Origin of the sequence: Enterobacter sp. BIDMC109, from assembly GCF_001037885.1 — a bacterium.
Lineage (GTDB): Bacteria > Pseudomonadota > Gammaproteobacteria > Enterobacterales > Enterobacteriaceae > Enterobacter > Enterobacter hormaechei_C.
Genome location: NZ_KQ090002.1, coordinates 3,603,719 through 3,615,893 on the forward strand (window position 1 = coordinate 3,603,719; position 12,175 = coordinate 3,615,893).

The following is a 12,175-nucleotide window of genomic DNA, read 5'->3' on the forward strand; positions in this document are numbered from 1 at the left end:
GAATAGTTCTTTGCTACGCCTCATTGGCAATTTACCGTCATTTTCAAAATAGTTGCTGAGCGCCCGGGAGGGAGATCCCCCGCCCACGCACACCGTTGATCGCGCCCGTCACCCCACTGCACATTCAGGGAAACCGCTTCATGCAGACCGGTAAGCCAGACTTCTCCTTCATCACCGACGATAGCCGTTGCACTTTCCTGCGTGACAATGGCGCCGAAAGGTACCGGCTTGCCGTGGAAAAGCAGCGTGATAAGCGCACGCTTCCCCACTCGTGCATCAAAATTCGCTGAGATGGCCGCGCCTTTTGTTGGGACAACATCCTGGGTAGCGGCGGCAATTTCAATATCTTCACGATCCTGGGTGTTGACCGTAATACCGTTTTTCCGGTAGGCCGTCAGGGAAGGGACAATCGCGTTACCAAAGCGATCGGTGTAGATCCCTCGCCCGTTCTGTACTTTGACGTTATCGCCATCTTTGATATGGACAATGGCAAAGGCGTCGCGGACGGATTGCCCCAGGGTTACTCCATGTTCATGCGCAACAATTGAACCCTGCGCGCTGTAGTTCCACTGTCGGTTATCGCCCCCGTAGTTATACCCCAGCCCGACATCACCGGCAGATCCCCGGTAGCGCCCGGATACGCTGCCGCCATAGCCAGTATCTTGACTGGCATAGGTCTGCTGGAGGTTATAGCTGAGGTTATTGTTCTCAAGTGCCGTGCCGCCGATCCCTACCTGATGCGAAACGAATCCACCGCTGGCAGTGTTGGCGCTGTAAGTTGACCATGCGTTCGCTAGCCAGCGTGAAAGAGGTACGTTGACCATCAACGCCATTTGCCGATCGGTATTGGCGTCCGGCGTACGCGTCAGGCTGTAGCTTACCGACCAGGTTATACCGCGCCAGCCGGAGCTTAGCCCCGCACTGACGCTGCGCTCGTGTCCCGCCATGTTCCAGTAATCCTGCTGATAGCCATTAAGGTAAGCCGATCCCCAGTCCGAAACGCGTTGGGAAAGATTAACCTGCATGCGGCTGCGCCGATTATTGGTTCGCCGATAGGTATAAATCCCATCGTCAATCTCGCTGTCACGCTGGTCGACAGCTTCCTGAAAGGTATAAAACCCTGAGGTGGAATAACGGTAGCTGGCAAGCGTCACGGTGGTGTCTGTATCCGGAATATCCCTGGAATACTGCGCACGCCATGACATCCCGCGGGCATCATCTCGTCCATCATCAAAAGCCGTACGGGCGGCGGTCACATCCACGGATGCCGATCCGAAACGGCCAAGATCGGCCCCTGTTCCCGCCAGCATAGCCTGATACGACGATGCAACGAGCGCGCCGGCGTATGTTGTTACGCCATAAGGCAGGCCGTAAATGACCGTCCCTTGCAGAAAAGGGGGCTCGTCCTCACCTTCATTACCGCGATAACGCCCTGCCGCCAGCGAATATTTAAATGCTCCTTCCCGCTGTAGCACCGGAACCGATGCACTGGCCTGGATGAAGCTGTGTTCGCTGCCGTCGGCCTCTTCCACCGTCACCTCCAGATCCGCGCCGGATGTGACCTGGCTTAAATCGCGGATCTCAAATGGCCCCGGGGAGACGTTGCTTTGATAAATGGTGTAGCCGTTTTGCCTGATGGTGACTTTTGCATCGCTATTTGCGATACCACGCACCACGGGGGCAAACCCCTGCTGGCTGGTGGGCAGCATGGAAGTATCCGTTTCCAGCTTCACGCCGGTCATTTGGACGCTGTCGAAAAGCTCGCCGTTAGTGTACGTCTGGCCTATCTCAAGCTGGCTTTGCAGGGTTTTGATATCACGTTGCAGCGTACTGGCGATTGCATCCCAACCGGCGTTGTCTCTCCAGGTGCTGTTGTTACGCAACCGCCACGCCCCGAGGTTGATCCCCGACTCCAGACCAAGCCATGCAGATGACGTTTCACCAGAACGGTAGTGCTGCTGAGAGCCGCTAAACTGGTAGCTTGTCCAGGCGGCGGGAGCACCGTCATCCCAGAATTTAGGCTCGATAGCCCCGGCCGCAGCCTGATCGCGGTATTTTTGCGGGATCACCAGCTTGAGGGTCTGATTATCCTGGTCGTAATCGTAGCGGGCATTATCAATAAAATGGGAGATGTCATCGATTATCACCGCATCATCCAGATCTTTCATATCCGGGATCGTGTCGACTTTTACCCCTAATGCACGCAGATCCGCTTTGGTCAGCTCCGGTAACAGGCGCTGCTTATCGTCAGACAAGATCCAACTCACCGTGCGTTTATCCAGAACATCCCGATCCCACATAATGGTCGTCAGAAAGTTTCCCGGCAGTAAGCCATTATCATTGATGAAATTTTTTAGCGTTGAGGTGTTTTCCAGCGGAGTGTCCATCTCGAGGATCCGCAGGTTAAATTCGTCATCTGCACTCACAGGCTGGATCATCGCGAGCAGCGCTAACGCGATTCCCTTCAGAATCTGTTTGTAGAGTGGAGATGACGACATAGGGTACCAGCATTGTGTGTTTAAAGAGCCTGCTTGCGCTGGGAGGTTTGCGCGCCGAAATCGCTAATAGCAGTCCACGTCACGGGCCCGTTTGCAGATTGAGGCACAGAAAAATATTGCTCGCTGAAAGGTGCGACCATCATTGAAATTGCCCCCGGCGTGGTTTTTGTGTCAGTCACAGGGACACTTTTCCCGCCCACGGCCAGCTCGCCAAAGGAGACGTAAAACGGCGTTGGGTTTTTCGCAATGAGCTTGTTCCCCTGGCGGCGGAAGGTGATTTTTTCATAGGCTTGTAGCGCATCGGTTTCTTTCAAATCAGCAGGAGGCCAGAACAGCTTCAGACGCGTTTTCATCGCGAATTGCAGCGTATTCTTGTCTTTTAAGTCAGGTGATAACGCCGAGACGGATTTCACATTCGCCAGAAATAAAGATTCGCGATCTGCGGGCAGATTTTTTTTATCGCCGGTAAAAATGATGTGCAAAAGGGTCTGACGATTTTCCTGTAATTTATAGACAGGCGGCGTAATGATGAAAGGTGCTTTTGCATCATTGGGGTAACTCACCCAGCTTTGCACCAGATATCGAGTATGAGGGTCTTTATTTTTTAGTGCTATTTGTACTTCGGATTTATTCGATGGATAAATAATTCGCGTGCCACCGAGAACCACACTTGCCTGTACTGAACAGCAAGAGATAATCAAACATCCACCTAACAATTTTAATAAATAATTCATACTACGTTCCAGAAGGCAGCCCTTTCAGGCTGCCAAAATAGATTTAGCGATAAACAACCTCGAACGTTGCAGATGAGGAGTAGTGACCTGCTGTTGGTTTGTTATCACCAACCTGAATAACTTTCGCGGTGTAATTAAAGACAGATGCTGTGGCGCCAGTGGCATCGTTCGCAACATCGGTACCGGCTTCCGGTTCTGATCCGTTGAAAACCACGTCCCCCTTAGTCCCATTTTCATTACTGACAATGATGCCAACGTTGGTCGCATTGCCAGCGCCGGAAAGATCGTTCTTCAGGCGCTTGTATTCCGCATCCGTTGTGGTGCCGCTGAACTTGAGGTTCAGTTTGGCAACCAGCGGATCACATTTTTTCACTTCAATCTTAAAGGCCTTCGACGTCCCGACCTGACCGTCAGTACCAAAATCAGAAGGATAAGTATCTGCAAATGTGACGGTGGAAGTATTGGACCCCGAGCCATCAACATCAATTTCACAGGTATCCGCCACAATTTTTCCGGCGAAATTTACCGTACCAGAATCATTCGCTGCAAATACCGGCAGAGAAAGTGCAGCCATAAACGTGCTGGCCAGCACCGTTGAAACAACATATTTACTCATAACAATATCCTTATATGTGATGATGAAGATATCCATTCTTGATATATACAAAAATGTTGGGAAGTCCTCTAAGGAATATCCTGTGAGGTCAGTAAATTTCTGGGGAGGATTTAATCAGATTATTCTTCATCACGTCTAGATCGCAAAATGATAATGCCCGAATAATCGGACACAACTTTCTGTTTTAGATGAAAAAAAGCAAAAATTAATAATTCTACATTTTAAATTTAATAATTTTAAATATAAATGAATGTAAACATAAAAAAAGGCCGCTTAACCATTAAGCGGCCTTTTATTCAGGAAACTAATTAGTTTCCGCCAAACATGTCCTTGATCCAGCCGGCGACACCGTCGCTGTCTTTCTTCTCATTCTGCTGCTGCGGCTGTTGCTGCTGCGGCTGCTGGGGTTGAGAAGACTGATCGAACGGGTTACCTGTCGGTTCTTCTGGCTGACTTTGCTGACACAGCGCATCCGGGTTAGTCGTCCAGACCGGCAGCGTACGCATCCCGCCACCGCAAATAAAGTTGCCCGATGCGTCCACGCCCATATCAACGATATCTTCCGGGGCAACCAGGTTCAGCGGCACCGGAGACTGGTTGGCCAGGTAGCGCTGGTAAATCGACATCGCACCGCTCGCGCCATACAGTTTGGTCGGCTGGTTGTTATCGCGCCCCACCCAGGTGATGACCACTTCACGACCATCAATACCGGCGAACCAGGTATCGACGTTGTTGTTGGTGGTCCCGGTTTTACCCGCCAGATGCAGGCCCGGATACTTCGCTCCCAGCTGACGGCCTGTACCGCGCTGGACAACCTGCTGCATGGTCCACAGCGTCATATAGGCCGCCTGCGCCGGAACTGCACGTTCTGCCTGCGGGAAGCTCTGATACAGCACGGAGCCATCTTCGGCAATCACCGAACGCAGAGCGGAAAGCGGAGCACGGTTACCGCCGCTGGCGATGGTCTGGAACGCCTGCGCCACTTCGATTGGCGTCAGGTTAAGCGCCCCCAGAATCATCGCTGGCACCGGGTGCAGCTGATCTTTCGGTACCCCCAGCTTCTGCCAGGTGTCGGTAATGGCCGGCAGGCCCAGCGCCATTCCGAGGTTAACCGTTGGCACGTTCATCGAGCGGGTTAACGCATCCACCAGCATGACCTGGCCGCTGAACTGTCTGTCATCGTTCTGCGGTGACCAAACCTGGCCGTTAGGCTGGCGCAGGGAAATTGGCGCATCGGCAATCCAGGTATTCAGGCGATAAAGATTCGGCTGGCTCAGCGCGGTCAGATAGGTCGCCGGTTTTGCCAGTGAACCAATTGAACGACGCGCCTGCATGGCACGGTTATAGCCCGCAAACTGCGGCTCAGCACCGCCCACCATGGCACGAACTTCGCCGGTGTTACGGTCAACCACTACCATCGCGGTTTCCAGATCGCTCAGCTTACGCTGCTTTTTCAGCGCCGGAATACCTTCTACCGCCGCTTTTTCTGCGGCGTCCTGTGCCACGGAGTCAAAGGTGGTAAAGATCTTCACGCCGGAGAGATCTTTCACTTTATCCCCGAGCTTAGACTGCAACTCCTGACGCACCATCTGCATAAAGGCAGGCTGCGGAGAGATCACCCCACCGCGCGGCTGAACGCCCAGCGGACGCGCGCTCAGCATGTCGTACAGCTCCTGGTCAATCACCTGCTGTTGTTGCAGCAGACGCAGCACCAGGTTACGTCGCTCCAGCGCCAGTTTCGGGTTACGCCACGGGTTGTAGATCGACGCGCCTTTCACCATGCCCACCAGCAGCGCCTGCTGGTCAAGGCTCAGCTCTTCTACCGGACGACCAAAGTAGTACAGGCTCGCCAGCGGGAAGCCGCGGATCTCGTTGTCACCGCTCTGACCGAGGTACACCTCGTTCATGTACAGCTCAAGAATACGATCCTTGCTGTAGCGCGCATCCATCAGCACGGCCATGTACGCTTCGTTGGCTTTACGCCAGTAAGAGCGCTCGCTGGAGAGGAACAGGTTTTTCACCAGCTGCTGGGTCAGGGTACTTGCCCCCTGCACCGTACGCCCGGCAGTCAGGTTCGCCAGTACCGCACGACCAATGGAGTAAAGGCTAATACCGTCGTGCTCGTAGAAGTGGCGGTCTTCGGTTGCCAGCAGGGTATCTACCAGCAGATCCGGGAAGCCATTACGCGCCACGAACAGGCGCTGTTCGCCGTTTGCGGACGACAGCATGGTGATGAGACGCGGATCGAGACGGAAGAAACCGAACTGGCGATCGTTATCCATGTTCTCAATGGTTTCCAGACGATCGCCGTCAAAGGTCAGACGCGCGCGCACCTGCCCTTCTTTACTGTCCGGGAAGTCGAACGGACGGCGGATCATCTCAATGCTTTTCGCCTGGACGGTAAATTCACCCGGACGGGTCATTTTCGTGACCTGACGATACTGCGTGGCTTGCAGCAGCTTCACCATCTCGTTCTTGCTGATGGACATGTCCGGCTCAAGGTTCACCATGCGGCCGTACACTGCCGCAGGCAATTGCCAGACTTTCCCGTCGATACGGCTGCGGATCTTCTGATCCAGATAAACGCCGTAAATCGCGATCAGGACAACAAAAACAATGAACAGCTTCAGCAGCAACCAGAACCAGCCGCGCTTACCACGAGGCTTACGCCCTTTGCCTTTCCCTTTACGTGGCATCGGTTCTTCATCCTCATAATCGTCTACATAGTCATCGTCATACTCCTCATCTCTGAGGCGACGACGGCTTACCTTTTCTTTCGCCGGACGCGTCGGCTTTCCCTTACGTCCTATTGGCTCGCGGTCATTCCCCGCCATGCTTTTTCTCCGCAACATTCAGGCGCAAAGGCCAGATTTTCTTATCTTGCACAGGTCAGTGAAAGAAGAAATCTCTCAAAGTTTGTTTCTCCCTTTCCCCGTGGGAGAGGGCCGGGGTGAGGGCATCAGGCCGCACTCCCCTTTTCGATCCATTACGAATATTTCTTCGTGCGCCGTGTCGGCGCGGTATTCGCCGGATCGTCCGGCCAGACGTGTTTGGGATATCGCCCTTTCATCTCTTTCTGCACTTCACGATAGCTCCCCGCCCAGAACGCCCCCAGATCGCGGGTGATCTGCAAGGGACGATGCGCAGGCGAAAGCAGCTCAAGCACTAACGGCACGCGCCCTTCAGCGATGGACGGCGTGGTGGCCTCACCAAACATCTCCTGCATCCGAACCGCCAGCGCCGGCGGATTATCCTCATGATAACGAATGGCAATCCGGCTCCCGGTTGGCACAGTGTAATGCCCAGGCAGTTCACTATCCAGACGTTGACGTAACGACCAGTCCAGTAAATTCTGTAACGCTGACTTAACATCAAGCGCCTTCAGGGCGCGCAGCGAGTGTACGCCGTTCATCTGCGGCAACAGCCACTGTTCAAGCGTCGCGAGCAGCGTCTCATCATCCACCGCTGGCCACCCCTGTTCCGGCAGCCACTTCGCGGCGCAATGCAGGCGAATGCGATACTGTTCGGCCTCCGGCGTCCAGTTCAGTACGCTCAGCCCTTTTTCCCGAATGCCGTTCAGCATCGCCTGGTGTAACTCTTCCTCCGACGGCTTCGCCAGCGGTTTCGTCCCGAGCGTCAGTTTGCCAATCTGGCTACGACGGAACGCCTTCAGCGTGCCCTGGGCATCATCCCATTCCAAGATGTCAGATTGCTGAAGCAGCTGCGGGCAGGCACGCGTCAGCGCGTCAATATCCACGGCAACCGCCTGTAAAATACGCGCGTCCGGGGAGTGGCTGCCCTGGAGCAAGAGCGGCGCGATCAGCCATTCGTGACGCGTCAGGGCGTCATCGCTGTCCAGCATCGCGCCCATCCCATTTGCCAGCTGATAGCGACCATCCAGCCCGCGACGGCGAGCGATCCTGTCCGGGAAGGCCTGGGCCAGCAGAGGGATAACTTTATCGCTGTCAGGCGAACCGCCCCGGCAATTCAGGCGTTTACACAGCTGCTGCGCGCGTTGTTGCCAGTTTCCCTGATGGCGAGAAAAGGCCTGTCCCAGATCGCTGCTGCCACCGCGCGGCGGCTCCTCAAGAATAGCCGCCAGTTTTGCCGCCGTGGCAATTTCATCGTCGCCCTGTGCTGCCACCAGCATTGCCGCCAGACGCGGATCGTTGCCCAGCGCCGCCATTTTCTGGCCGCGCGCCGTCAGTCGCTCGCCTTCCAGCGCGCCAAGCTGGGTCAGCAGGCTGCGCGCAGCGGAAAGGTTCACGACAGGCGGAGGATTAAGCCAGGTGAGCTGGTCAGGGTCCGGGCAGCCCCACTGCATCAGATCCATCACCAGCCCGGAGAGATCGCTTTGTAAAATCTCAGGCGTGCTCTGCAATGCCGCACGCTCCGCCTGCTCGGCGCTGGTTAAATGCAGGCAAATACCCGGCTCAAGACGCCCTGCTCGCCCTGCGCGCTGCACCATTGAGGCCTGGCTGATGCGCTGCGTCAGTAGCCTGGTCAGCCCGGTACGCGGATCAAAACTGGCCACCCTCTCCTGCGTACTGTCCACCACCAGGCGAATGCCTTCGATGGTCAAACTGGTTTCCGCGATATTGGTTGCCAGCACCACTTTGCGCTGCCCTGCCGGTGCGGGAAGGATCGCCTTGCGCTGGTCAGCCAACGGCAGCGCGCCGTAGAGCGGGCACAGCATAACGTCACCGTTCACCCGGGATGCCAGCTGCTCCTGTACGCGCTGGATTTCGCCTACGCCGGGTAAAAACAGCAGCAGCGAGCCGGGTTCCTGACGGAGCAATTCGGCGGTGGCGATGGCAACCGCTTCGTCAAAACGCTGATGGGCAGGCAGCGGCTGATAGCGGCGCTCGACCGGGAACGCACGCCCTTCAGAGGAGACCATCGGCGCGTCAGGGAGCGTCTGCCGGAGCCGCTCGTTATCCAGCGTCGCCGACATAATCAGCAGCCGAAGGTCGTCGCGCAGCCCCTGCTGAACGTCGAGCAGCAGCGCAAGGGCCAGATCGGCCTGGAGGCTGCGCTCGTGAAATTCATCAAGGATCACCAGCCCGACGCCGGTCAGCTCCGGATCGTTTTGCAGCATACGGGTGAGAATACCCTCGGTGACCACCTCCAGCCGCGTGGACGGTCCAACGCAGGTTTCGGCGCGCATCCGGTACCCTACCGTCTCGCCCGGTTTTTCATTCAGCAGTTCCGCCAGGCGCTGCGCCACATTGCGCGCGGCCAGCCTGCGTGGCTCCAGCAGGATAATTTTCCCGCTGATGCTCCCCTCGCGCAGAATTTGCAGGGGCAGCCAGGTGGATTTACCCGCTCCGGTGGGCGCGCTGAGCAAAACCTGTGGCGCATGTTCTAAGGCTGCGAGAAGCTCAGGAAGGACGACGGCAACGGGCAAAGAGGACACTTACGGCTCCAGAGGGTTAACATTAATCGGCGTACATTGTAGCATCGGCGCATATCATTACCGAGTCTTGCGCATGTCTGAGTCAAAACGGCTATTCTTCGCCATTGAATTACCCACCACGCTTCAACGGCAGATTGTTCGCTGGCGCGCCAGCCACTTCCCCGCGGAAGCGGGCCGCCCCGTCGTCGCCGCCAATATGCACCTGACGTTAGCCTTTCTTGGTGAAGTAAGCGCTGAAAAGCAGCGCGCGTTAAGCGCAATGGCCGGACGCATTTCGCAGCCGGGATTTACGCTGCATCTTGACGATGCCGGGCAATGGCTGCGCTCTCGGGTGGTCTGGCTGGGGACGCGGCAGCCCCCTCGCGGACTGCTACAGCTCGCCAACATGCTGCGGGCGCAGGCCGCGCGAAGCGGCTGTTATCAGAGCCCACAGCCGTTTCATCCCCACATTACCCTGCTGCGCGATGCGGGTCAGGCCGTTGCCATCCCGCCACCGGGCTTTCACTGGTCCTTTCAGGTGAATGAATTTGCGCTGTACGAATCTGCCTTTGTACAAGGACGCACCCGCTATACTCCGCTTCAGCGCTGGACGCTGGGCGACACGTTAAGGAATCCTGATGAAGTTTAGCCCTGCACTCCAGCCCGCCACGCTGATCCAGCGTTACAAACGCTTTCTCGCTGACGTGATCACCCCTGAGGGCGAAACGCTCACGCTGCACTGCCCTAACACCGGCGCCATGACCGGTTGCGCCACGCCGGGTGACACGGTCTGGTATTCCACATCAGAAAATACTAAACGCAAATATCCTCATACCTGGGAAATGACCGAGACGCAAAGCGGGGCATTTATTTGCGTGAATACCCTGCGCGCAAATCAGCTGGTTAAGGAAGCCCTGACAAATGGAATGCTTCCTGAACTGGTGGGTTACGGCACGCAAAAAAGCGAAGTGAAATATGGCGATGAAGGCAGCAGAATTGATTTTATGTTACAGGCGGAAGACCGCCCTGAGTGCTATATTGAAGTAAAATCAGTGACGTTAGCGGAACAGGAAAACGGCTTCTTTCCGGATGCGGTAACGCTACGTGGCCAGAAGCATCTGCGAGAGCTAATGAGTGTAGCGGCGGCGGGCAAGCGCGCCGTGTTGCTGTTTGCGGTTCTGCATTCAGCCATTGAACGGTTTTCCCCGGCCCGTCATATTGATCCTAAATACGCGCAATTGTTGAATGAGGCACAAAAGCAGGGGGTAGAGATTTTCGCTTATAAAGCGGAACTTTCTGCCGATAATATGACTCTGAGATCCTCTCTTCCCATTGTCTTATAAGGGATTAGACGATTGACTAATAAGTGTTCTGGCCGCGTGCGCAAATACGCTTTTCCTCACAGGGTTGTCAAGTGTTACGTTTAGATAATTGCCATACGGAAAAGCATCTGCTATTTATAGCGACCTGATTTTTCCCCCAACACGGGGATCGATAGTGCGTGTTAAGGAGAAGCAACATGCAAGAAGGGCAAAACCGTAAAACATCGTCCCTGAGTATTCTCGCCATCGCTGGGGTGGAGCCGTATCAAGAGAAGCCGGGCGAAGAGTATATGAACGAAGCCCAGCTGTCGCACTTCAAGCGTATTCTTGAAGCATGGCGTAATCAACTCAGGGATGAAGTCGATCGCACCGTTACACATATGCAGGATGAAGCTGCTAACTTCCCGGACCCGGTCGACCGTGCCGCTCAGGAAGAAGAGTTCAGCCTCGAACTGCGTAACCGTGACCGCGAGCGCAAACTGATCAAAAAGATCGAAAAAACGCTGAAGAAGGTCGAGGACGAAGATTTTGGCTACTGCGAATCCTGCGGTGTTGAAATCGGTATTCGTCGCCTGGAAGCGCGTCCAACAGCCGATCTGTGCATCGACTGTAAAACGCTGGCAGAAATCCGCGAAAAACAGATGGCCGGCTAACGCCTGCCCTCTCACTACTCAGCTAAGGCGGGAGTCTCTCCCGCCTTGTTACCGTTGATATGTCTGAATCTCACTATATCGGGCGCTTTGCGCCATCTCCCTCCGGTGAATTACACTTCGGCTCATTAATTGCCGCGCTCGGCAGCTACCTACAGGCTCGCGCCCGCCAGGGTCAATGGCTGGTCCGCATTGAAGATATCGATCCTCCACGTGAAGTTCCCGGTGCAGCAGAAACTATTCTGCGTCAGCTGGAACATTACGGTCTTCACTGGGACGACGACGTACTCTGGCAGTCTCAACGCCATGATGCCTACCGTGAACGTCTGGCGTGGCTTGCTGAACAGGGCCTTTCCTATAACTGCACCTGCACGCGGGCGCGTATTCAGAGCGTAGGTGGCGTTTATGACGGCCACTGCCGTACGCGGCACAACGGTCCTGAGAATGCCGCCGTGCGGCTGATACAGCGTACTCCGGTGACGCAGTTTACCGACGTACTCTCAGGAACAATTCAGGCGGATGAACGCCTGGCGCGTGAAGATTTTATTATTCACCGTCGTGATGGTTTGTTTGCCTATAACCTGGCGGTGGTTATCGATGACCATTTCCAGGGCGTTACGGAAATCGTGCGCGGGGCGGATCTGGTTGAGCCTACCGTGCGGCAAATATCGCTTTACCAGCAGTTTGGCTGGGCGGTGCCGGATTACATCCATCTGCCGCTGGCAGTCAATGAACAGGGAAATAAGCTATCGAAACAGAATCATGCCCCGGCGCTGCCTGACGGCGATCCGCGCCCGGTTTTGATCGACGCGCTGCGATTTCTCAACCAGAATGTAACGCAGGAATGGCAGGATCTGAGTCTGGATGAATTGCTGAAAACGGCCATTGCTGACTGGACGCTTATGGCCGTGCCAAAAATCCAGCATTCTCAAATGCGTTGCGCTGAGCTATGATTAGCCG

Annotated in this window: 9 protein-coding genes; 4 read left to right on the top strand and 5 right to left on the bottom strand. The window is 55.4% G+C overall.

Annotation, left to right across the window (positions count from 1 at the left end; genetic code table 11):
- Positions 1-20: 20 nt before the first annotated feature.
- The 5 genes from SK62_RS17025 to hrpB all read right to left on the bottom strand — a co-directional run bounded on the left by SK62_RS17025 (position 21) and on the right by hrpB (position 9,264).
- Positions 21-2,498 (bottom strand): fimbria/pilus outer membrane usher protein, encoded by a 2,478-nt coding sequence (locus SK62_RS17025; RefSeq protein ID WP_047718800.1) that lies wholly within the window; start codon positions 2,496-2,498, stop codon positions 21-23.
- Positions 2,499-2,518: 20 nt separating this feature from the next.
- Entirely contained in the window at positions 2,519-3,232 is a 714-nt protein-coding gene (locus SK62_RS17030; RefSeq protein ID WP_047718801.1) for a fimbrial biogenesis chaperone, read from the bottom strand.
- A 43-nt stretch (positions 3,233-3,275) separates the two neighbouring features.
- A complete protein-coding gene (locus tag SK62_RS17035) occupies positions 3,276-3,884 on the bottom strand; it encodes a fimbrial protein (RefSeq protein WP_017383750.1) in 609 nt (202 codons plus the stop codon).
- Between the two features lie 272 nt (positions 3,885-4,156).
- Complete coding sequence (gene mrcB / locus SK62_RS17040; protein ID WP_047718802.1) at positions 4,157-6,682, bottom strand: bifunctional glycosyl transferase/transpeptidase; 2,526 nt, start codon at positions 6,680-6,682, stop codon at positions 4,157-4,159.
- Positions 6,683-6,834: 152 nt separating this feature from the next.
- Complete coding sequence (gene hrpB / locus SK62_RS17045) at positions 6,835-9,264, bottom strand: ATP-dependent helicase HrpB (RefSeq protein WP_047718803.1); 2,430 nt, start codon at positions 9,262-9,264, stop codon at positions 6,835-6,837.
- Positions 9,265-9,337: 73 nt separating this feature from the next.
- Here hrpB and thpR point away from each other — a divergent pair, with 73 nt between their 5' ends.
- The 4 genes from thpR (at position 9,338) to gluQRS (ending at position 12,168) form a co-directional block, all read left to right on the top strand.
- Entirely contained in the window at positions 9,338-9,892 is a 555-nt protein-coding gene (gene thpR, locus SK62_RS17050; RefSeq protein ID WP_003856249.1) for an RNA 2',3'-cyclic phosphodiesterase, read from the top strand.
- The gene (sfsA, locus tag SK62_RS17055) at positions 9,882-10,586 is read left to right on the top strand and encodes a DNA/RNA nuclease SfsA (RefSeq protein ID WP_017694492.1); all 705 of its coding nucleotides are present in this window, start codon (positions 9,882-9,884) and stop codon (positions 10,584-10,586) included. The genes thpR and sfsA overlap by 11 nt, the downstream gene beginning before the upstream one ends.
- A gap of 176 nt (positions 10,587-10,762) precedes the next feature.
- Positions 10,763-11,218 carry an RNA polymerase-binding protein DksA gene (gene dksA / locus SK62_RS17060; RefSeq protein WP_001155232.1) on the top strand — a complete coding sequence of 152 codons (456 nt, stop codon included), beginning with the start codon at positions 10,763-10,765 and terminating at the stop codon, positions 11,216-11,218.
- Positions 11,219-11,277: 59 nt separating this feature from the next.
- Positions 11,278-12,168: a tRNA glutamyl-Q(34) synthetase GluQRS gene (gene gluQRS, locus SK62_RS17065; RefSeq protein ID WP_047718804.1), complete on the top strand. Its 891-nt coding sequence runs from the start codon at positions 11,278-11,280 to the stop codon at positions 12,166-12,168.
- The last annotated feature ends 7 nt before the right edge of the window (positions 12,169-12,175 follow it).

Bases quoted from the DNA above. Each gene is read 5' to 3' on its own strand.
- SK62_RS17030 (WP_047718801.1), bottom strand. From the start codon at position 3,232: ATGAATTATTTATTAAAATTGTTAGGTGGATGTTTGATTATCTCTTGC.
- SK62_RS17025 (WP_047718800.1), bottom strand. From the start codon at position 2,498: ATGTCGTCATCTCCACTCTACAAACAGATTCTGAAGGGAATCGCGTTA.
- SK62_RS17035 (WP_017383750.1), bottom strand. From the start codon at position 3,884: ATGGATATCTTCATCATCACATATAAGGATATTGTTATGAGTAAATAT.
- dksA (WP_001155232.1), top strand. From the start codon at position 10,763: ATGCAAGAAGGGCAAAACCGTAAAACATCGTCCCTGAGTATTCTCGCC.
- sfsA (WP_017694492.1), top strand. From the start codon at position 9,882: ATGAAGTTTAGCCCTGCACTCCAGCCCGCCACGCTGATCCAGCGTTAC.
- thpR (WP_003856249.1), top strand. From the start codon at position 9,338: ATGTCTGAGTCAAAACGGCTATTCTTCGCCATTGAATTACCCACCACG.
- mrcB (WP_047718802.1), bottom strand. From the start codon at position 6,682: ATGGCGGGGAATGACCGCGAGCCAATAGGACGTAAGGGAAAGCCGACG.
- gluQRS (WP_047718804.1), top strand. From the start codon at position 11,278: ATGTCTGAATCTCACTATATCGGGCGCTTTGCGCCATCTCCCTCCGGT.